23 protein-coding genes are annotated in these 21,038 nt (G+C 50.6%); 10 read left to right on the forward strand and 13 right to left on the reverse strand.

Translation table 11 applies throughout. From position 1 onward, the window contains the following. Positions 1-3 precede the first annotated feature (3 nt). The 8 genes from NM686_RS13210 to NM686_RS13245 form a co-directional block, all read right to left on the reverse strand. Positions 4-738, reverse strand: a complete 735-nt coding sequence (locus NM686_RS13210; protein ID WP_255188310.1) for a hypothetical protein — start codon at positions 736-738, stop codon at positions 4-6. Next, complete coding sequence (locus NM686_RS13215) at positions 735-1,895, reverse strand: AAA family ATPase (protein WP_255188311.1); 1,161 nt, start codon at positions 1,893-1,895, stop codon at positions 735-737. Before NM686_RS13215 ends, NM686_RS13210 begins: the two co-directional genes overlap by 4 nt. Further along, the gene (pglX, locus tag NM686_RS13220; protein WP_255188312.1) at positions 1,888-5,472 is read right to left on the reverse strand and encodes a BREX-1 system adenine-specific DNA-methyltransferase PglX; all 3,585 of its coding nucleotides are present in this window, start codon (positions 5,470-5,472) and stop codon (positions 1,888-1,890) included. Before pglX ends, NM686_RS13215 begins: the two co-directional genes overlap by 8 nt. Beyond that, positions 5,469-5,891: a type II toxin-antitoxin system VapC family toxin gene (locus NM686_RS13225; protein ID WP_255188313.1), complete on the reverse strand. Its 423-nt coding sequence runs from the start codon at positions 5,889-5,891 to the stop codon at positions 5,469-5,471. The genes pglX and NM686_RS13225 overlap by 4 nt, the downstream gene beginning before the upstream one ends. Continuing rightward, positions 5,888-6,121, reverse strand: a complete 234-nt coding sequence (locus NM686_RS13230; protein WP_255188314.1) for a hypothetical protein — start codon at positions 6,119-6,121, stop codon at positions 5,888-5,890. The genes NM686_RS13225 and NM686_RS13230 overlap by 4 nt, the downstream gene beginning before the upstream one ends. 82 nt (positions 6,122-6,203) lie before the next feature. After that, complete coding sequence (gene brxC / locus NM686_RS13235; protein WP_255188315.1) at positions 6,204-9,824, reverse strand: BREX system P-loop protein BrxC; 3,621 nt, start codon at positions 9,822-9,824, stop codon at positions 6,204-6,206. 26 nt (positions 9,825-9,850) lie between these two features. Then, positions 9,851-10,438: a DUF1788 domain-containing protein gene (locus tag NM686_RS13240; RefSeq protein ID WP_255188316.1), complete on the reverse strand. Its 588-nt coding sequence runs from the start codon at positions 10,436-10,438 to the stop codon at positions 9,851-9,853. Further along, positions 10,438-11,031: a DUF1819 family protein gene (locus NM686_RS13245; protein WP_255188317.1), complete on the reverse strand. Its 594-nt coding sequence runs from the start codon at positions 11,029-11,031 to the stop codon at positions 10,438-10,440. Before NM686_RS13245 ends, NM686_RS13240 begins: the two co-directional genes overlap by 1 nt. 143 nt (positions 11,032-11,174) lie before the next feature. Here NM686_RS13245 and NM686_RS13250 point away from each other — a divergent pair, with 143 nt between their 5' ends. Continuing rightward, positions 11,175-11,414: a hypothetical protein gene (locus tag NM686_RS13250; protein ID WP_255188318.1), complete on the forward strand. Its 240-nt coding sequence runs from the start codon at positions 11,175-11,177 to the stop codon at positions 11,412-11,414. A gap of 2 nt (positions 11,415-11,416) precedes the next feature. Here the strand turns inward: NM686_RS13250 and NM686_RS13255 are convergent, their stop codons facing one another. Together NM686_RS13255 and NM686_RS13260 are read right to left on the reverse strand one after the other, a co-directional pair. After that, entirely contained in the window at positions 11,417-11,659 is a 243-nt protein-coding gene (locus NM686_RS13255) for a WGR domain-containing protein (RefSeq protein WP_255188319.1), read from the reverse strand. Between the two features lie 3 nt (positions 11,660-11,662). Then, positions 11,663-11,833 carry a helix-turn-helix domain-containing protein gene (locus tag NM686_RS13260; RefSeq protein WP_269021793.1) on the reverse strand — a complete coding sequence of 57 codons (171 nt, stop codon included), beginning with the start codon at positions 11,831-11,833 and terminating at the stop codon, positions 11,663-11,665. 159 nt (positions 11,834-11,992) lie between these two features. Here NM686_RS13260 and NM686_RS13265 point away from each other — a divergent pair, with 159 nt between their 5' ends. Then, positions 11,993-12,163: a hypothetical protein gene (locus NM686_RS13265; RefSeq protein WP_269021794.1), complete on the forward strand. Its 171-nt coding sequence runs from the start codon at positions 11,993-11,995 to the stop codon at positions 12,161-12,163. Positions 12,164-12,283: 120 nt separating this feature from the next. Here the strand turns inward: NM686_RS13265 and NM686_RS13270 are convergent, their stop codons facing one another. From NM686_RS13270 to NM686_RS13280, 3 genes are all read right to left on the reverse strand, one after another. Beyond that, the gene (locus NM686_RS13270; protein ID WP_255188321.1) at positions 12,284-12,784 is read right to left on the reverse strand and encodes a GNAT family N-acetyltransferase; all 501 of its coding nucleotides are present in this window, start codon (positions 12,782-12,784) and stop codon (positions 12,284-12,286) included. Further along, positions 12,781-13,071 (reverse strand): type II toxin-antitoxin system TacA family antitoxin, encoded by a 291-nt coding sequence (locus NM686_RS13275; RefSeq protein ID WP_255188322.1) that lies wholly within the window; start codon positions 13,069-13,071, stop codon positions 12,781-12,783. The genes NM686_RS13270 and NM686_RS13275 overlap by 4 nt, the downstream gene beginning before the upstream one ends. Positions 13,072-13,195: 124 nt before the next feature. Further along, positions 13,196-13,840, reverse strand: coding sequence for a hypothetical protein (locus NM686_RS13280; protein WP_255188323.1), 645 nt, complete (start codon positions 13,838-13,840; stop codon positions 13,196-13,198). A gap of 240 nt (positions 13,841-14,080) precedes the next feature. Between NM686_RS13280 and ssb the strand changes: the two genes are divergently transcribed. The 8 genes from ssb to NM686_RS13320 all read left to right on the forward strand — a co-directional run bounded on the left by ssb (position 14,081) and on the right by NM686_RS13320 (position 21,003). After that, positions 14,081-14,644 carry a single-stranded DNA-binding protein gene (gene ssb / locus NM686_RS13285; protein WP_407942359.1) on the forward strand — a complete coding sequence of 188 codons (564 nt, stop codon included), beginning with the start codon at positions 14,081-14,083 and terminating at the stop codon, positions 14,642-14,644. Between the two features lie 142 nt (positions 14,645-14,786). Then, entirely contained in the window at positions 14,787-15,842 is a 1,056-nt protein-coding gene (gene bet / locus NM686_RS13290; protein WP_255188324.1) for a phage recombination protein Bet, read from the forward strand. 176 nt (positions 15,843-16,018) lie between these two features. Continuing rightward, positions 16,019-16,354: a hypothetical protein gene (locus NM686_RS13295; RefSeq protein WP_255188325.1), complete on the forward strand. Its 336-nt coding sequence runs from the start codon at positions 16,019-16,021 to the stop codon at positions 16,352-16,354. Further along, positions 16,351-17,352, forward strand: a complete 1,002-nt coding sequence (locus tag NM686_RS13300; protein WP_255188326.1) for a YqaJ viral recombinase family nuclease — start codon at positions 16,351-16,353, stop codon at positions 17,350-17,352. The genes NM686_RS13295 and NM686_RS13300 overlap by 4 nt, the downstream gene beginning before the upstream one ends. A 319-nt stretch (positions 17,353-17,671) precedes the next feature. Next, positions 17,672-17,884 (forward strand): hypothetical protein, encoded by a 213-nt coding sequence (locus NM686_RS13305; RefSeq protein WP_255188328.1) that lies wholly within the window; start codon positions 17,672-17,674, stop codon positions 17,882-17,884. A 110-nt stretch (positions 17,885-17,994) separates the two neighbouring features. Continuing rightward, complete coding sequence (locus NM686_RS13310; RefSeq protein WP_255188329.1) at positions 17,995-18,936, forward strand: AAA family ATPase; 942 nt, start codon at positions 17,995-17,997, stop codon at positions 18,934-18,936. A 2-nt stretch (positions 18,937-18,938) separates the two neighbouring features. After that, positions 18,939-19,673, forward strand: coding sequence for a hypothetical protein (locus NM686_RS13315; RefSeq protein WP_255188330.1), 735 nt, complete (start codon positions 18,939-18,941; stop codon positions 19,671-19,673). Positions 19,674-19,794: 121 nt separating this feature from the next. Then, positions 19,795-21,003 (forward strand): DUF3150 domain-containing protein, encoded by a 1,209-nt coding sequence (locus NM686_RS13320; RefSeq protein ID WP_255188331.1) that lies wholly within the window; start codon positions 19,795-19,797, stop codon positions 21,001-21,003. The last annotated feature ends 35 nt before the right edge of the window (positions 21,004-21,038 follow it).

Below are 21,038 nucleotides of genomic sequence, written 5' to 3' on the forward strand. Positions count from 1 at the left end.
CCTTTAAGTGGTTAAATCGTCCAGTGCGAGTTTGAGATCATCCTTAAATGATTTAAAGCTCGGCATTGCTGCGGCGCGGTTAATATCGAATGGAGACTCAGCCAACCAGTCGCATAGACCATCGGCAGATTTATGTTCGCCAAACGCATCGTCCAATTTTTTCTTGGGATGGTTAGCGGACTCCACATTACCTGGCAGTTCCTCAAGTTGTGCGCAACTTTGGTAGTGCTGCGGTTTGGCGGCGCAAAGCCACCACACTTCCGAAGTGGGTTTGGGTAAACAGGGTACGCCACGGCTGAATTGTGAAAATTTAAAGCCATCGACCATCGATTTCCGCTTGTTTTCCCATGCACCTGCATGCGCAGAACGGGTGGAATCGCAGTCTCTGTGCAAAATGGCTATAGCTTGTTGCCCGCTTTGAGTTTCCAATTCTTTGGCAATTACACCTAATGCAATAGCGTTGCCAAAGAAATAGCCGGTCTCGGCCTCCTTCTTTTTACTACGCGCGGGTTGCAGGCGGCCGGGAAGAGTTTTGGCTTTCTCTCGTAAAAATGCCTCGCTACGATAATAAAGCGACTCGCGATTATCCAGGACCGAATGCCCCTTCAACATAGTAATCATCTGATCGACCAACACCGTTAATGGTCCAAGAGTAATATCCTCGCCGCTACACCGCCCTAGCGCATTGCTGCAAGCCCCAAAGTCAGTTGGGCCTTCTCCGCTTAAAACCAAAATCATCCTTGCTTTTCCTGAGCAGACTTTGTTTCCAAGCGATCCAACTCAATGCATTCCTGCGTCAGAGACTCAAGATTGGTATCTACAAAAGCATCACCCGGCCCCATGTAACTCAGTTTTTCGCCGATGCGAGGAATGTCGAAGAACCGTCGAATGCGCGATTCGCCCTGTGGTGATTTGTAAATAAACTGCACCGACTCCCGCGCTAAGTCATCGTCGAGAAAATTTAGAATCAATGGGCTGTGGGTAGTAACCAGTATTTGCTGCGGGCTGGCGACCAAGGTATCCACTAACTTTTCAATAATTTCTTGATTGATGCCGTTTTCAATCTCGTCCAACAGAATCAAAGAACGATCGGAGTCCGATTGTGCTAAGACCGCAAGAATACGCAGTAATCCATCGCTTAGATGTGTGGCGTCGGTTTCTAGTCGATGCCCTTCAAACTGTTCTATCACCGAAAGCTTCTTCCAGCCGGCGCGTTGATTGGTTACCTTGAAATCTTCGAGCTTGGGATAAAAGGTTTGTAATAACTTGACCAATTTTTTTCTGGGTTCGCCTTTGATGCTGTGTAGATAACCCGCCAACTTTTCGCCACCAGAACCGATGTCGACATCATGGGTACGGGCACTCTTGCGCATAAGTTGCGGCGAAAGCAATTCCAATGAGCGTATGCGCCTTACAGAATCCCGAAACTCCAATATTGAAGACGGTAACTCTGAGTCTTTTAAAACCGATAACAATGAACCTTGATAAACAAAAGTAATGTTTTGTTTAGGCTGCTTTTCAATTCGAAACTGCGTACCAGTTGATCTGAAAATATTTTCGCCATCCAAAGTGATAATTTCACCTTTACATTGCAATGCATATCGATTGAAGCTGGCTCGCCAAATCAGCTTTTGTCCAGTCTTTGTCTCGAATCGCACACCAACATTTAGATTTGTCTCGTTTAGTAATTTAGATTTCAAATCATGGATATCCCATCCTCGACTACCCAGCCAATCCTCAATTTGACCGATCATGAGTTGAGAAATGAAATCTAGGCCTTGCAAAACTGTGCTTTTCCCTGACCCATTCATGCCTATCAAACAATTGAACTTGTCCAATGGCATTGAAACATCAACAAGCGACTTAAAATTTTGAATTTGAATTTTCTTAATCATCGCTAGCGCCACCAGTCACTGCTTTCACCTCAGCCAATAAATCGCCAAACTTGCCATAGTTGACCTTTACGCCGTCGTCGAGGTCGAGCTGGATGCGGCGGTCGGCGTAGTGGCGGAGTTTTTCGTCGTAGGCGAGCAGTTCAACGTGCTTTTTCTTGAGCTTTTCGATGTCTTTGTTCAGTTTGTTGCGGGCGGCATTGGATGATGCGGCAATGGCGTCCTTTTCCAGCATTTCGATGCGGGACTGGATTTTGCCGGTGAGCGGTACCACGTACTCGGCGCGCATTCGGGCCAAGGTACCTTCGTGATAGCGGTGCAGGTAGACCAATGCCTGGAATGCGCCTTGTTTGCCACTGGAAAACAGCCAGTAAATCGGGCGTTTTTTGTAGGTTTGCAGATGGTCTTTAAAGAAGCTGCCGGCCAGATAGCGGCGGATGGTTTCTTCCGGGGTTTCGTTGGCTTTTTGGCCCAGGCTTTCCGCCAACCAGGCTAGGTTCTCCTCCAGAGTTTCCGCGCCCCAGACCGCGAGTAAAAATTCGCGGATGCGATTAGCGGCATCATCTTCAAACCAGAGTTCGTCGGTGATCGGCACGATGCCATCGGCGTCGGCGGGAAATGTGTTGTAGCGATCAGGATCAAAACCGACATTACCGGCGTGTGCATAAATCAGGCCCGGCTCATCCAGGCTGTAGCGACCCATCATGCAACCTATGGCATAGGAAATCAGGCGTTGGCAGTCTTTTTCCCGGTCGGCTCTGGCGAGGGAAATTTGCTCTTCTGGGACTTCGGGGGAAAGCTCGTCTTGCAGACCATAGGCCTCGATGAACAGACGGTTGTTTTGCTCTTCCATCTGTTGTAGATACTTTATATCTGAATAGTTAGAAATCTTGTGCCGTTCCCATGATAGTTCTAGTGTATTAGACTTCAGATTACCGGCCAACCAACTTAAAGTTAGAAAATCCCAAGATAGTTCAGACTGATCCCAGTCAGCTTTTGCAATTTTAACCATATTACTTACTAGATGTTCGCAAGCGACATCAATATATGGCAATCTACCAACATCCCCTGATTGAGCAGTTAGTGTTGGGTTTATAATTCCGAGTAAATAATTTGCAACTCGGGAATTCAAGAAGCCAAGCGTATTTAATACGCTTTTAGTACTTGGGTATAACGCACCACTAGCACTTTCACAGAAAAAATTCTCTTCAAAAACTCTAAAGGAATTCAAGGAGCTTGTAATACGTCCCCACTCAATTCCAGGCTTGAACAAAAAATCTTTATTTCTGATTGTTGCTTTACCATTGTTTACGATTTCCTTTCCATCAGCCCCCCAATTAATCAAATACTCCCTGTTGCCGTACCATCGTCTGTAAGCTCCACCCTTCAAGCATTTTTTCCAATTACTGTTTGCGCAGCTAGATATTTCAAACCATAAGCGTAAAAACTTTTCATTATCACCAATCGTTGATCCCTGTTTAGGATTTGCAAGGCGGCTAATATTTTCCTTAAGTCTGAATAGGTTTCTAGTTTTATCATTTATCCAATATGCAATAGGGGCTCCTTCAATTGAAGAAAAGTCACACTGCTCAACGGCATAATACTTTTTATTTGAAAGAAAAGTTTCTCTTTTATCAGAGGATTGCCCAGTATTGTTGAGGTTGACATAGATACCGCCATGTCTCATTAGCGAGGAATTTAATATACTAAAAGAACATGCTTGGGCTATCTTTGAATTCATCTCTGGAAAACTGTTATAGCCAATTTGCACCAAATTCAGAATGGTTTTTGAATTTATTAATTTCTCTCTGAAACTCTCAAAACAAGAAAGAAACATCCAGCTCTGCATCGTCACCATACTGTTAAAGCCAGATGGTTTACACCAGTCAAAGCCACGCTCTATAAACATTGCAAACAAATCCGATTTACTATCAGGAAATTGACGTTTGGCATAATCCTTCAAGGACACATTCATGCCTTTGCCACCCATATACGGCGGATTCGCTACCACTGCATCAAACTCCATTCCTATAATTTGTGCCTGCCGTACCAATGGCAATAAATCAAACGCTGCTGCATGAGTAAACAGATCGCCGCTTTGAATGGCTTGTTGTAAAGCGTCCTCCAGTGCCGGCAGTTGTGCATTCAATTCCGCCGGAATTTGAATCAAGGAGCCGAAGGTCTTGGCGTGAGTAAAAATTTCCAGCAAAGAGTTGAGCGTAGGTTGGGTTAGCGCAGCGTAACCCAACATGTCGGATTTGGAAGCGCTGTCTGCTCCCATTGTTGGGTTACGCCCTCCGCTTTGCTGCGGGCTAACCCAACCTACGGAGCCTACGAAACCCGCTAAATGGATGGTCAATTCATCGGGATCCAATCCCTTGCTGTCCTGCAAAGCCAATACATTTAGTTTGGGTGGATTGTCGAGCAGGCGACGGTCGTCGGCGCGGGCCTTCATCAACAAGGCAAATCCAGCCAATTGTGCAGCTCGGTCGTCAATGTCCAGGCCGTAGAGATTCTTTTCCAGAATCAAACGCGGAATACTGCGAGGTTGGTAGCCGCGTTCGAGATAAATCGACTTCAATACTTCATAGGCTTCCACCAGGATATGGCCTGATCCGCAAGCCGGATCGAGGACGGTCAGAGTTTCCGGATTCAGACTGCCGCCATCCTCTGCCATCCGCGTTTGAATCAAGGCGTCTAGTTGGGCTTGTACTTCTGGAGTTTGTTCGGCAGGCTCGATGTAATAGGGCCAATCATTTTTTAATGTGGATGCAGGATTGGCCATCAACCACAGCCGGCCGACACTGTTTTGCACCAGATATTGCACGATCCAGTTAGGGGTAAATAACTGGGTGGCGGCCGGAATGTCTTCGGATTTAACCACCTTGCCGATGACCTGATCCTTTCTATCGCTGATGTAAAACTGATACAGCCAGCCGATGATCTCGACCTGGCTCCAGTCTTCCTCCGGAATGGCCTCCACCAGCTTGGCAATGACCGAATCGGTCAGCAGCAAATTGTCGGGCAACAGTAATTCGGTTTCGTCGTCAATGCGCTCGAATAAAAACGGCATGGCCTTGGATAGCGCGTTACATTGGGCAATCAGTGTCCAACGGTAAAGTTCGCCATCCTGATCCCCGGCCAATTTGAGTTCGATAGCTCGTTGTGGATTAAGACCCGGAAGATCGCCGCTTTGCGCCAGTTCCGGAGCGTGGCCGAGTATTTCCGGTAAACCGCCTTCGCGACTGGATAAAACCCGATAGCCATGGTTGAGGTAATCGTGGATCTCCATATACCGCAACGCCGCGAAACGGTTAAACCAGGTGTAGGCGACGTTCTCCAGGGTTTGAGCAAATCCGTGCTTTTGCATCAACCCGATGAGATTATCGCGTTGCCGGCTGATTTTGGCCGGCCAGGATTGCCCAGCAATGATCACCAAGTCGCCGGCTTTTTCCGCCGGCGCGATGTTTAGCTGACCGCCTTGTTCGGATAAACCCAGCCTATGCGCACGGGCGGTAACGGCGGCGATGAAATCTTTACGGGCTTGGGGGGCGTAGGTTTTGAGTTTGGCTTTGTTCACTCGGTGTAATCCTTTAGTAGCAAAATCCGACCACTTCCTTCAGCTTTTCGGTAATAGACGTTATCGGCGGTAATCAACGTCGCACCAGGCGTGTTTAATGCGACGGCGTGATAGAGGGTATCGAACAGGTGATGCCGATAACGGGCGGCAAGGTCGATGGCGGTAATATAGATTCCGGGGTCATCAGCGATACGACTTTCAATGTTTAATAAATCAAACAGATCGTCTTCCGCTTCGTCGGGCTTTTCTCGGGTCAACACCGCCGCTACTTCGGCAATAAAATGCGGCGGCTGAAGGAGGCGTATGCGCCCCTCGTCGACACCATCAAGAAGGGTTAAAGCTCGATCACAATCGGCTTCGTTTTCTCGGTCTTGGAAGAACCATTTCAGCGCAACACTGGCATCTACCACCAATATCATGGACGACCGTCTTCACGTGCTGCACGAATCTGTTCATTTGTTAGCGCCGGCGCGTGTTTGCGTCGTTCCACGATTCTCGCGATTGCTTGGTGACTACGTTGTTTGCGTTCCGCGCGTTCGACGGCCTCGCGCATTAAATCAGCAATCACGGCACTTTTGTTTTGTCCTTGATAGGCGGCATTGAACGCATCTTTGACGTCGTCGGGAACGCTGAAATTCACGGTAGCCATGACTCACTCCTGGATTGTTGAAGATTTCAACAAATTATTAGCCATTGCCATGGAAAGTGCAACGATTTATAGACAGTCGCCTTTATTGAATCCGGGCTCTTTTACCTTCTTGCAGGGCGGTTAATAGCTCATGTCTAAGTTTGGCTAAATAGGCGTCAACTTCGGCTTCAGTTTCCAGATAGCTTTTACTGCTTAACGCCTGGGCGCGAATGACCTTGACGGGTTTTGCTACCGGGACAGCGACTGGTTTTGACGTGTCTCCTGGTATTTGATTGCCCGCTCCGGGTTCTTTAACTCCTGCTGATGCTTGCTTTTGCGAGGCGGCGATAGCATCCATGGCCGAATCCAGATGCACATCGGTTTGTTCGGCCAAGTAACGGATTTTAGGTATGCTGACCAGTCCCGCAATACTGGCTTTTAGCTGTTGCATGGGATACAAGGCTTTATTACGTAGTGCGGCATCCGCATGCACTTGATCCAGCGCCACTTCAATTTCAGACAGTTTTTGTTCGATCGCCAATAAGGCGATTCCCCTTTCTCTGCCGGCCAAGCGCTCATTTACTGTTTCCACCGTACTCAGCAATGGATCGATGCGGTTGATTTGCCCGTAAGGGCTTGCGTTATCGCGGATAGCGTTGAGTTGCTTAATGGCCTCGGCGGCATCCGCATCCTGCTGCAAGGCTTCATGGTTGTCGGCAAACGCCGTCATGGCCTCCAACATGCGTTGCCAAGTGGGGAGTTGGGTTTTGTAAAAACTGATGACATCGTGAATGTCATCGGCCAAATCCAACCAATCGTTTTTTCCGGTTAACAAGGTTTCGATGAATTCGAAACTATCGCGAATAGCCAGTTGTTTGCCAATACGGATAAGGGCTTGCTCGATGACCGATTTACCTGGGTAGTATCGATTAGCGGCGGTATGGCTGTAACTTTTGAGTTCGGTTTGCCAATGGCTCAGGCTGTCGCGAAAATCGGCGACCAACGCGTCTTCCACTTCTCGGGGTAGTTTGGCAAATAGCTTACGATGTAAGTCACGAGCGCGTTTTAACGACACGGTATCGGCGGATTTACGTTTCAGAATGGAAACCTGCCGAAAGCGAACCGACTTGGTTAAAGGATCAATCGCTGAACCTGGATCGAGGTCTGATCCTTCCAGCATTAATTTGATCTCGCCGGCCATGAACAACCTGGCGACCAGTAAGACTATTTCCCAATCCGGTTTCCATCCCCAAGGGATACCGGTAAAGCGGTCGACAATATCCGATAACAACACGCGATTTTCTGAGGCTGTCAGTAACAGGTATTGGCGCAGTTCGTTGAGTGCCAGAGGATTAAGTTCTTCGATATTGGTATCGAGCGACTGTTGTTTGACGTCATCTGCGGTTAAAACCGCTTTGATTTCGGCGACGGGATCGGCACAGCGGTATTTGAGATAGGGCAGTTTGCTGTAGGTATTGGCGACCAAATAATTGATCAATTCATCCAGTAGGCTGGTCGGATGCAAGCCGGGTTTAATGTCGGGCTTTTGACCCAGCACATAATAATCCCCCATCGACATCAGGTTGCCGAGTTGCTCGACCAGGCGCAGCCTTCGCTCACGGTTTTCTTCCTTGCGGTCGGAAAGAATGCGTTTTAGCGATGGCGTGGCTTGATCCGCCTTTGGGCTGATGATGTATTTTTCAATCTGCAGGTAAAGGTTCAATTCTTCAAAAAGCCGTTGTCCTTCTGCCATACGAATGATGGCTCGCCCGGTACCCTCGGCGCTACGCATGATGCAAGTCGCTTCCTGCATCCTGTCATACTCGTCGCCCAAGGGACTCAGAATTTCCAATGACAGGGCGTGGCTAGCCGTTTTCCAGGGTGCTCCATCCAGCAGGCGGTTAAAGTCATAATCGCCTTTGGAATCGCGATGGCGTATTTTGGTTTGGCTTCTAAGAATGTCTTCAAAAATCAACTCAGACAGTAAGCGAGTCCGTTCAGCGGAGGAGACTTCAACATGGCCCAATTCTCTGGCAACATCTCGTTCCTCGTTGGTCAGGAAAAACCACAAGTCACCGTTACGACTGACCAGTTGTTGTTGTTCCAAGCGAGCCAGAGATTCTTGAATACGGCGTTTCAGTGCAAGCTTGTCGGCATCGACTTCTTCGACACATAGGGTTGCCAGGTTATCGATGGTGGGTTTGACGGTTTCCGTGATGTACCGTATTAGGAACAAGGCTTTGAGCAACTGAGTGTCGTAGGGCTCTAGCGCTTCGTTGTAAGGTGCTTGGTCAATTGATCGCTTGGCGACACTATCAATAAAGCTTTCGATGGACGGATAAAAGTCATACAGCGGTATCAATGCATCGGTAGTTTTGCCGGCATTTTGTATGGCGGCAGATTGAAACGCATCGAGCAAAGAACGTTCACCGCGCGATAAATGTTTGCCGGTAGCGCCGACTTTACGAATCGACTCGAAGATTTTTTGCAGCAGTTGAAACTGATAGGGCGCAAATGGATAGTAGGCCACAAATTCAGCGGCATCCCGGTAGCCGCGCAAATTGACGGCATTACCGAGAAAGGACAGTTGGTTGTTAATGATGTCGCCCTTTTGCGCGAAGGTATCGCGTAAGGTGACATGAGCCTGCTCGGTTTTTGACAGCAAACGCTCGCCGATGACCTCGTCGGTGTTGGAACTGGCTAAAGACAAACGAGTATGAAAACGGGCTTGAATCTTGGAGAAATCCTGGGACTTGGCTTTGTTGGCTTCGCCAATCGCCGCATCGATGTCTTCCTGACTGGTCACTATCACCCAGGCACGGCCTTGGCAGAGTGTCCCCAACTGCTCAATGATGGTTTGCAAGCTCAGCATCAGTTGGGTGTTGTCACCGATAAACTGGCCAACTTCATCGACCAGAAAGATGACCCGATGGTCGGCTGGCTTGGTTTCCAGGTATTCGCGTATCAGTTTGGCAAAACCTTCGATGTTAATCCGGTAATCGTCGCGGGCATTGTCAAACCAACGGCCGGCAGATTCTTCGGTCATATTCAGCGACTGTGCCAAGGCGGCCACTACGTCGTCACGTAGAAAATCGACGGCGTCGCGCTCTTGTTCCCAGGCGCTGCCATTTCTGCTTTGAAAAACGGTTTTGAAGGTGTCGTAGGCGCCTTTGGAAATTAAATACCGCTCCATTTCGGCGATATGAGGCGCATCGCCACAAAGGCCGAGCTTTTCATTGAAGACACGTAGAAATACCTGAACAATGGCATCACGGTCGGTTTTGGCATCGGCTTTAGCATCGATGTTAAACAGCATGACATCGGCGGTGCCTTTGATGGCTCGATGAATATCAGCCAGAAGCAAAGGGTCTTTGATCTTGTGCTCATCAAAAAACTCTGCCGCTTTCTTATGGGCGCCGGTTTTGGGATCGATGGCCTCAATATTTTCCAGCAGGTAAGACAGAATTTTGATGTAGTGGGATTTACCGGAACCAAAGAAACCGGATACCCAAACCCCCATGCGTGCGGTGATGGTCGGGTCTTTGGCTTTTTCGGCGGCCGCGAGATAAGCATCGAAAAAGCGCCGAAAGTATTCGGTTAGCTGTTTAGTTACAACGTACTCTTCCAATTCCTGCCAAACGCTTTCGGCATCTAATTGGTCGGCCTTGATGACACCATTGATGGGACGGTCGATAGGCTTGGTGAATAAATCCCTTATTTCCATCTTATTCTTCTTAATTGATAGGTGAGTTATTGCGCTTCAGGAACTAATCTGAAAGCACGGTAATAATGATCTTCGGAGAGTTTGTTAAACAAACGCAGAGAGTAGCCGTCATATCGGCCAGGGTAAAACATCAGCAAAGGAGTCCTACCCATCAATGGATGGAGCGCTGATAGCAACGTGTGGGTTCGAAGCATGGGATAAGCGCTTCCGACGCCGCAAAGAATTAGCAAGTCGATGTTATCCAAATCTACTAAGGACACGACTTTCTGAGCCAATTTATCTTCTTTAAGAACCGGGCGTAAAGCGGCCATAACTGCGTCATCACCTTTGTTACGCTGCATGTCGACAGCCTTATCCAACAACTTGCGTTCTTCAAGTAGCTGTATGACTAAATCAAATAGATTGATGACGCCGGTTCGGATAGGCGGCTGGGCTTTATGCAGGCTGGTGAGAACCGTTCTGCTTAGAAAGTCTCGCATCTCCAGCTCCCTCTCGGGAGGGTAATCGAATATCCAGAAACCAATTTCATTACCCAGTCCTTTGCTGTTTAGGAAGTCATCGGAACTGATTTTTGGCAGAATTTGATTAAGTCGCTCCTCAAAAGTCAAAGCCATTAGGCTCGCTCCAATAATGACATCACATAAGTGTTACCACTTGTTGAGAGATAACGCTTCACTTCTGGGTGTAATGATTGTGGTGTTAGCTTCATGTTGCGAGTGCTTTCAATATATTTGGCCTCAGCCAGGATACGAATTATGACTTGGAATAGTTTAATCTGGGTTGATGCCGACCATTGGTTAACCGATGAATCCTTATGACTGCATTCGGTGAGGAATCCATCCCAATTACCCGGCAAAATGGCTAAGTCTAAGCGGCGCTGGTGATCGATGTAAACATGCTCAATGAAATCGGCTAACAGTTGGCTATGCTTAACTGCTGCTACCAATAACAATTGGATAGACACTTCTTGCTCACGGGTAGCGATCATTGCCCAGGCCGTTGCATCAAGTGTTTCAAGCCGTTTTCTAATTAATTTGGCTTGCCTAAGTGCAGTAGCTGGCGATCTTTTTTGCAGTAGATTGTCTTCGACCAATGCTCGCCGCCAAACGGATTCGTTTGGTTGAGTTATTAGAAATGCCGCAATTCGGCGGCTTTCTAAGGGCATGAGGGAACCTGCAGAGATTTCTGCGTTGTATATGTTAGTCACTTATAAGGATTGGATACGAAAACCATCAGAGCATTTTATGTGAAAAGTGAAAATTTTAGCCGCTAAAAAATGAGATGCGTCGAAGGAAGTCAATTTAGAATAAGCGCTTCCGCAGATAGTGCCGGATACAAGCAATCGACATAGTGATTTGGCTGTACAAACGTTTTTCTGATGGGAAACCGCTTGATTATCATTCTGCACAGCTAATAAATTATGTGATTAAAAACGCCTATCAAAGCGACTTTTCATTCAAAAATTTGGAAAAAACATTGAATGAATACTTTTCTATAAAAAAGCCGCCTACTGCTGAGGAATTGAAAAAAGCGAAAGTGTTTTTAGAAAAAGAATATGTACAAGAACGCATAGGGCAAACAAAGATCTAGCATCATTTACCTGTGCGAATAGCGTAATAGCCCTTTTTACATTTAGCAGCACACAACTTCTTTCCGGCGACGATGGCGTCTTCCTGGGTGTCGAACCACTCCTTTCTGACGGTACCCGGTGAACCAACCCTACCCCATTCCTTTATCAGCGACCAATCGTCAAACAAGCCAGGTGTCACAAACATCTGATAAAAACGATGCATGTTGTTTTCGGTATCGTGCCTTTCCAGATATAGATGATTCATCAGTTACTCTCCAGAAGAGTGGATTGTATTGTCGACTTTTTGTGCTTTCAACGCAGCTTCCCTAATCCGCATAATGGTTTGCCGGGTGGTTTTGAATTCCCGAGCCAACTCCGAAACGTTGCTGCCAGCGGCCAATCGTTTGACAACTTCAGCACGATCTTCCGTTATACACAAGTCGTCCAGGCTAGATGAATCAGGGACTTCTCGACAAGCAGAACCTGATTAGCTCGGCAACGGGTTCACGAAAAATCAAGGGGTTGTAACCTGCCTGCTTCTCGTTCTGCTGACTTGTGTATAAGGGTATGGGCTAAAGGTGGTGTCGATGCCGTTCGTGTGAAAAAAATGACACTCAAGGATTTTTTATTGAAATCCGACAAACTGGTCATCGCTAAGCTACTGGAACTGGGTAAAACCCAGGCCTTAGATTTGAAAGCCAAGGAAATTAAAAAGCTGACATTTTCAACAATCAGTAAAAACAGCATCAAAAAGTTGATCGGCGAATGAAGCAGGATAAAAATCGGTGGAGGATGGAGCCAACGACTCAACTTGCGCGTAAATGCTCACCTTCAATGCAGCTTTTGTAACTATTGCCCACTAATGGGGTTAATACACATGGTTTCGACCTCATGCTTCGAGAGAACGGCGTAAATCCTTGATGAGACGGTAAAGGTGCAAGGGGTCAGTCGGCGAGGGGACAAAACCAAACCGCTCGTAGAACTGTTTAGCCGACTCGTCCTTGGCGTGAACAGCAAAAGCACGAATACCGCCAATGTCGGCAGCCTGCAATGTGCGTAGCATGGCGTCTTTTAATAGGCCGGAACCCATCTTGCGGCCTTGCCATGGGGTACTTACAGCCAACCGTGCTAACAACATGACGGGAACAGGGTGACGGGCCAAGCCTTTGGTCAAGCGCTCCGGCGCATCGCCAAAGGCGACTTCGCCCACAACCAGGCTGTAGAAGCCGATGACCTCCTGGTCATGCAGACCGATATAGGTTTGCGAAGCGTTGGCTTGCTGATTGCCTAGCGCATAGCGAATAAGAAAGCGATCAAGTTCATCGCGCCCACAGGTAAAGCTATCAACGGGATGATCGCGCCGTAGCTTCTCAATACGAAACCCCGTCATTCGGTCGTCGGCAGCTCAAAGGGACTCGGCTCGCGAAACAAACGCTGAATCTGGGGCACAACTTGCGGCGGCGCATCGAGTGCAGCCATGAAATGTTCCCATTGCTCTGCATTGAGTTCAAAGCGTTGTCGCTCGCTAAGCGTTTCGGCGGCGCGTGACAAGGCACTCGCCAATACAAACTGACTGACGGAGCAATGGGCTGCTTTTGCCGCCGCGCTCAAGGTTTGCTTTGCTTCGGGCGATAAGCGCAGGTCAAGTTTGGTGGTGCGTGTCGATTGAGTGGCCATAATACCTCCCTTAGGCATAGATGAGCAGTATAGCTGCCAGACGTTGTCATGACAATAAGAAGCTAAACGGTTTACGCAAGATCGACTCGGTGACGAACTGTCTATTTTTCACCAAGTGCTTGAGTCAAATGTGACATTCCTCCTTCGGCAAATCGGTATCCAACTTGGATTCCGGCTCCACATTCAAGCCTGATTCCAATCTAGCAATTTTTAATTCCTCTCCATGACCTTGTTCATACGCCGCCTGGTGCGCATGCCGTTCCATCGTCACTATTTTATTGGCTAGTCGCTGCAATCGCTGCTGCCACTGATAGCGGGCCTCGATGCAATGTTTGTTGGAGATGACCTGGCACAGCCACAAGGTGTCCATCACGATCATCAATTGATCCAGCAAACGAATCAACTCGACGAATTGGGCTATCTGCGGCGAGGCAATCTTGGCCAAAAATTCCCTGGGGTGCGTGTAGGTCGGCGTTTCAGTGATGCCGTTGTCAGCCTTGAGTTTTTCCAGTCGACTCTTTTCCTGCTGCAGCTGCTCCGCGCACTCGGCAATCATCTGACTGACGATGCTTTCGACTTCATCGACCGTTTCCTCCCGGCCGATGATGCGCAGGATCACGTCAATCGCATACAAGGACACCATCAGTCGGTGATAGCTATCACGAATGACTCGAATGGCTTGTTCGCTGTTGATGCTAAACGTACGCTCAAATATCGGGCGACTGATCGTGTGTCGTTTGCTTTTGGGTTGAACCGGACTTTCTGCCATATCAGCACCTGTTTGGGAAGATTAACGATAGCCCAATCATACGGTGTCTGTTTCCAATGCCTGTTCGCGAAAGCTCGATAATTGTCGAGCTTTCGCGAACGACTCTTCCAAAAAATCTGCTCCAATGACATCACAGTTCATGAGGTGTTTGCTCACGTCATGATCCGACTTCGGTCGGCGTTCCGTTATTAAGCGGCGACGGTGGTTGTCCATCGGCGTGTCAGGTGCGTCAAGCCTGATGTGAGTTTTTATTGTTTAACCCTGCCGGGCGTCTCGATTCCCTCAGGGATTCGGCGTTCCGGCATGCCCATCGCCGCGCCGCTGGGTATTGTTATCGTTGAGTCGGGCGCGGCCGACAGGAGGAATGTCATCATGGCCAATCGCGGCGTGAACAAAGTCATCTTGCTAGGCCGGCTCGGCGCCGATCCGGACGTTCGTTATATGCCAAATAACGGCGGCAAAGTCGTTGCCATCCGTTTGGCAACCAGCGAAGTCTGGAACGATCCCAAAAACGGCAAACAGGAGCGGACCGAATGGCATCGGGTCGTGTTTTTCAAAAAACTCGCCGATACCGCCGAACAGTATTTGCGTAAAGGCAGCAAGGTCTATGTGGAAGGCACTCTTCGCACCCAGCAATGGGATAAGAACGGCGAAAAACGCTACCGCACGGAAGTGGTTGTGCATGATTTGCAACTGCTCGACCGCCCTGCCCCGTCAACACCTACCAATGGTTCATCAACATCGAACCCGGCCGCCGAGGACGCCGACTGGGATGACGACTACAGCGATATGCCCATGCATTAAACCCCAGCACGCCGATCATTGGCGTTCGTTGGTTTAACCGTTACACCGCCGACCCGTTTCAGGTTTCGGTATTTCAACCCCCTGGGGAACACCATTCCCTAGCGGGCGATGGCGTTCCCTTTTTTATTGAAGGAGAGCCACCATGAACCCAAACAACCGTAATACCTTACCCAAAACCCGCGACCTGCCGATGCCGGTAGCCGCGCAACAAAGCTATGGACTGTCGGAGCAGTCCTGGAAAGTGCTGACCGAAGTCACCTTTCCCACGGCGAAAACCCCGGAAGCCATCCTGATGGCGCTGGATTACTGCAAAGCCCGCAAGCTCGACATCTTCAAAAAGCCGGTACATATCGTGCCGATGTGGAGCGCGGGGTTGGGCCGCAATATCGAAACCGTCTGGCCGTCCATCATGGAAATCCAGACCACTGCGTCGCGGACCGGTGTTTGGGCCGGCATGGATAGGCCCGCCTGGGGTCCGGATGTCACCAAAACCTTTACCGGTCGCTACAAGGACGATAACGAGCAATGGCAGGAATCCAGTATCACCGTGACCTTTCCCGAATGGGTGGCGGTTACTGTGTACCGGATCGTCGGCGGCAAACGTTGCGCCTTTACCGAGGAAGTCTACTGGCTGGAGGCTTATAGCACCGCCGGCGGTAAAAACTCGCAAGTCCCAACCGCCATGTGGATCAAACGCCCCAAAGGGCAGTTGGCCAAATGCGGTAAAGCAGCGTCGCTCAGGGCCGCCTTTCCGGAGGAATGCGGTTATGCCGCCGAGGAAATGGATGGCAAAACCCTTGACGATATTGCCGACGGTAGCGTGATCGATGGCAGTGCCACGGTTGTCAATGCAACCGAAGCTGACAATGAAGATCGCGTTTGGGCGGGCGATGCAGGCGTTGATGCAAACCGCGTCATCGATCTGTCGCAAATCCATCCCAAGGTGCAAAAAGCCGTGGCGGAACTGGTAAGGCGTACAGCAGCGGCCGGCGCCTGGAAAGCCGCCTACGACTATGCCAACCAGAAGTTCAAAGGCATCGACCTGACCTTTGCCTTGGCCGAGTTGGACAAGGTATCGGAAATTGCCCCCAATGCCACACAAGTCTTGGGCCAAGCCGACAGTACCGCCATGCCACCATTGTCACCCAAAGAGATGGCCATGACTCAGGCGCGTCAGGCTTTGGGTGCCAACCGGTAGTCATATCGCTGGACAGGGCTTTGCCGTTGCTTAATCGGATTACGGGTTAGGCCATTTTCAATCGGGCGTCTGCTGGCTTTTCAGCATCCGTCACATTCAACTACCACCCCTTCAGGGCGTCATGACTCGCCCGTGGGGGATTCATGATGCTCTGAATTTCTTCATAAGGAGAGATCATGAATGCTATCGATCAATCATTGAACCGCGTGCCCTGTCATACCGACTGGCAACGTTACGATTCACCCACGGTATTACGCCGTCACGGCCGGGGGTTTCTGGAACGCCTATGGCGACCCCAGCACTGCGAGCGCAATCCGCAGCCCTTGAGCCGACCAGAACTAACGACACTGGCCGAGAGTTTTGGCGGAGTCTGTCTGCCGGCGCAAGACGAACTGCTGTTGCTGTTCGGTGATGGCCATTGGGCCCGGCGCTGCCAGACCCAGTTGCACAAGCTCGGCATCGAGACCGTGCGCTTCGGTTGCCAGGTACAGTTGACCGGATTTTCGCGATGAAGGTCGTCGACGTATCGCAACGTTCCGATGCCTGGCGGCAATGGCGTTCACAAGGCGTCAGTGCCAGTGAAGCGGCCATCGTCATGAACCGCTCACCGTATAAAAGCTATTGGCGACTCTGGGCAGAAAAGATTGGTCTGGTGTTGGAAGCCAGTTTGGACAACAACCCGTTGATCCGCGCCGGCATCCAGCAAGAGCCCGAGGCCCTGCAACGCTTCGAGGATAAACACGAGCTGATGCTATTGCCACTGTGCGGCGAGTCGGAGCAGTTTCCTTTGATACGGGCTTCGTTCGACGGCTTGTCCGAACACCAAGAACCCGTCGAAATCAAATGTCCGCACGAGACCACGTTTCTGGATGTGGTGTTGAACCGGGAAGCCTCGGCTGCCTATCAATTGTATTGGTGCCAAGTGCAACAGCAACTCTTGGTCGCCGAAGCACAACGCGGTTTTTTGTTTTTCTATCACCAAGGCCAGGATGTGGAATTTGAGATTCAGCGCGATGAGACCTTTCTCACCGCCCTGGTCGAGTCCGCGATGGACTTCTGGTCGGCGGTGAAATCGAAAAAGGAACCACATAAGGATCCCGAACGCGATTTGTATTTGCCGCAAGGCGATGCAGAACGGCAATGGCAACAACTGGCGGCAACGTATCGACAGCGGGCGTTGACTATCCAAGATCTCAAAAGCCATCTCAACCAGTTGGAGGACGAGCAGTCGCGCATTGAAGACACCTTGGTGACATTGATGGGCGATTACGTGGCCGCAGAGCATTCCGGGTTGCGTATCAGCCGGTTTCAAAGCCAGGGTGCCATCGATTACAAGGCGGCACTGCAAGCCTTGCAACCGGATGTTCAGGCTGAGGCGCTGGAAGTCTATCGAAAACCGTCCACCACACGGGTCCGCGTGACCTGCCGGGACGACGACGGCAAGCATGCCGAAGTGCCGTTTGATGCTCAAGCCTTGAAAGACCTGGTGGGCGTGGACTTTTGGTTTTGAGTCTTGATGGTTCGTTTAACGACATCCTGTAACCCTGGTGGTTACGGGATGTTCATTCATTGACGTCATGATTGATTCGGTTCGGGCATGTCGGTTTTAGGCTGGGCTTTTAAAAAAAGTCCAACCCAAAACCCGCATCGTTCAGGCATTCCCTTCGTGGAATCCCGAATCCGGTTTCGACCGGCGTTCCGTTGTTAAGCGGCATGAGCGTTTGCCTCGTGTGCCAGGTGCGTCAAGCCTGGTGTTTTTGTTTGTCCCGTTGGGGTTCATCACCTTTGCGGGACTTGGTGACCCCTTTTATTGATTGAAGGAGGTCATTATGAATCACGACTTTTGGAAAACTTTTCAATGCTGGTTGAACGTTGCGCATAACGATGACATCCAGGTCAAAAAGCGGTTGTTGCTGGACATGCACCGTCAACTCTCGGACCCCGGTTTGAGAAGCGACATTCAGCGCATTCTGCGTTTGATGGATCGGGAGCTATTGGCCCGTGCCGAATGGGCGATGTACTGCGTCATGCAGCTACGTTGATTTTTTAATCCATCCTGGTTGACCAGGGCTTTATTCACCCGTTGGGGCTCATCACCCCTCGGGACCGGTGCGCCCCTTGTTATTTGAGGCTAGTCCTCGAGGAGCTCACCATGTATCAATCCTATTCCATTGCCGACACCTTCGGCATTCAGGCCCCGGCGTCCATGAAAGTGGAAGGCTTTGCCCCGGCCAATAACCCTTATGTGCCGGCTATCAAGCCGTATGTGTTTCGCAAGGATCACTTGCGGGATGTGTTGGCGTTTTTAGGCGCTCATAATGGCGATGGCTTATACCTGACTGGTCCGACCGGTTCCGGTAAAACCTCGTTGTTGGAACAAGTCGCGGCGCGTCTCAACTGGGGCGTGCATTCGGTCACCGGTCACGGTCGACTGGAACTCAATGATCTGCTCGGCCAGTATATGCTGGTCGACGGCGGCGGCATGAAGTGGATCGATGGTCCGTTGACCCTGGCGGTTCGCCTGGGCCATGTGCTGTTGATCAACGAAATCGATGCCATCGATCCAGCCGAACTGATTGGCTTGAATGAAATTGTTGAAGGAAAACCTCTAACGATTCCGCAAACCGGCGATGTGATTGCTCCGCATCCCAAGTTTCGTTTGGTGGCCACCGGCAATAGTGCTGGATCGGGTGATCAATCGGGATTGTATCAAGGGGTGTTGCGGCAAAACTTGGCGTTTTTAGACAGGTTTCGCTTGATGGAAGTCGGTTACCCCGAACCGGAAGACGAAATGAAGTTGTTGGCCGATGTGGTGCCAACCATGCCGGAATCGGTACGGGAAAGCATGATCAAAGTCGCCAATCAGATTCGTAAAGTCTTCATCGGCGGTGCGGATGGCGGCGGTATGTTGTCGGTGACCTTATCGACGCGCGGTTTAGTGCGCTGGGCTTCGTTGGTCGCCACCTTTAAAAGTGCGCCCAATGCCCTCGCCTATTCGTTGGATCGGGCCTTGACCTTCCGAGCCGAACCCGCCGAACGCGAAGCGATTCATCGCATCGCCAAGGATGTGTTCGGAGACGATTGGGCGGTGTAGCCATGAGCGCCTGGACTTTATACCGTCACCGTAATGCTGACGGCAGTTCCAAAGACTGGGCGGTCACCACCAATGCTGACGGTTCGATCTCGACGCGTTGGGGCAAGACAGCTTCTCGTCTGCCGAGCATCAATACGCGAACGGGAATACGCCAGCACGATATCGAACGGCAAAAACAGGCCAAGGGTTATGTGTTTGTCGGAGAAGTCGAAATCGATGATGACGGCAATATCCGGTTACCCCGGTCCGCGCCCATGCTGACCGAAACGCCACCGATCACGGTCGACAAGCTGTATTGGCATGTCGATTGCCGTGCCGGGCACGCGACCTTGCTCGATATGGGTAGCGCGCTACGACGTTGGTTGGGAGATCTGGAAGCCTGGTCTCAGGCTCAAGGCCTTGCCGCAAGCGACTGGTCCGGTTGGCAACGGTTGGTCGATGCCAGCCTGGGCAAAGAGGCTTTTGATCTCAGCGGGCAAATCCACCGTGAACACGGAATATTGCCTTGGCTGTGGTTGATGGCCTTGAAGCAGGCTGCCTTTCCTGGCGTTTCGGTCGGCATTGCGACCGAAAGCGGCCGCGACGTGTCGGCGGACTTGAAAGCCGAAACCGAGGTATTGGCGTTATTCGATACCAACGTCGAAGTGCTTAGGCCGTTGGCGGAAAGCCTGGGGCTTTTGAAACCGAGGCTCAACCTGGCATTGGCCATGGCGGATCACACCGATCATTGGTTTTGATTCTCTGAAGGCCCAGCCTTGTATTCCTATATCGGGTTCGATACAGGCATTTTTAACAATCACCCGGAAGGGGCCATTCGCCCCAGCGGGGTCGGTGTGCCTTCTTCCCAAGGAGGCACTCATGACACACACCCAACTCATTCTGGACCAAGTGGTCTTGATCAAAGTCGACGCCACGATTTACGGCGCGCGCAAGAAGCTCAACAAGGAGGATCTGGTACTGGCCGATGGGAGCAAGTTGCCACCGGAGGATTTGGCCAGTTTGGGCTCGAAGCGCTTGCTCGACCCGGATCGGCTTTCGGTGTTCAACCGGCTAAAGAAGGAAGCAGAACGCATTTGTTTGCGCGTCGGCACCCGATTTCTCGGCGGCTTCATCGTACCGGTGGCGGCAGCGGCGCAGGTCACGGCGGAACTGGATCGCATCGCCAGGGATTTTGCCCAGGCACGGGCCGAGTTTCTGGATGGCTACGATGCGGCGGTACAAGACTGGATGGTCAAACATCCGGAATTTGCCGGCATCATCGAAAAGGCCATCGACTCAATGGCCTTGGTCGCCACCCGCTTGGCGTTTGATTACCTGGTGGTCTCGGTCGCTTTACCCGAACAGATACCAACACAGGAGGTCGAACGCCTGGAAAGCAAACTCGGTTCGTTGAGCGAGCAGATGTTCCATGAAATCGCGGTGGACGCCAACTTGCTGGTCGAGCAATCGTTACTCGGCAAGGAACAAGTCACCCGCAACGCGCTCAGGCCGATCAAACGCATCCGCGACAAACTCGATGGTTTGAGTTTTCTGGATCATCGGGTGGCGCCTGTGGTAGCAACCATTGACGACTTGCTCGGCAAGATCCCGAATCGGGGATCGATCGAAGGCAGTTTACTGCAAGAAATCCTCGCCACGGCGATGTTGCTGGCCGATCCGGATAAAACCCGGCGGCACGGTGAAGGTTTGTTGGCGGCGCAAGCGCCTGCACCGAAGCTAGCGACCGATACTGACGTTGATGTCGAAGAAACCGTCGATCCAACGGAACCCGAGTCATCCGAATTGCCAGCATCACCAACACCCGTCATCCCTGTCATTGCAGAGTCCGTTTCGAGCGATCCGGATTTTACCGATCTGTTTGACGGCATCTTTGATGATGATCTGGAAGCGGAATCGGCAACGGAAGACTGGGCTTTGGAGGTCTTGCTGATTAACCATCAGTCTGATCTGGAAGCCGGTCATGATGCAGATAAACCTAATCACTCTGAAGCTCCTGCAGAACCGATAACGGTGACTGCGGGAAACGATGAGGAAACCGACGATTCCGACCAGGATTACTGGTTCTGAATGCGCTGAAACCCTTTAACACTAAACCCACGGGG

It is taken from the genome of Methylomonas rapida, assembly GCF_024360925.2.
Taxonomy (GTDB): Bacteria; Pseudomonadota; Gammaproteobacteria; order Methylococcales; family Methylomonadaceae; genus Methylomonas; species Methylomonas rapida.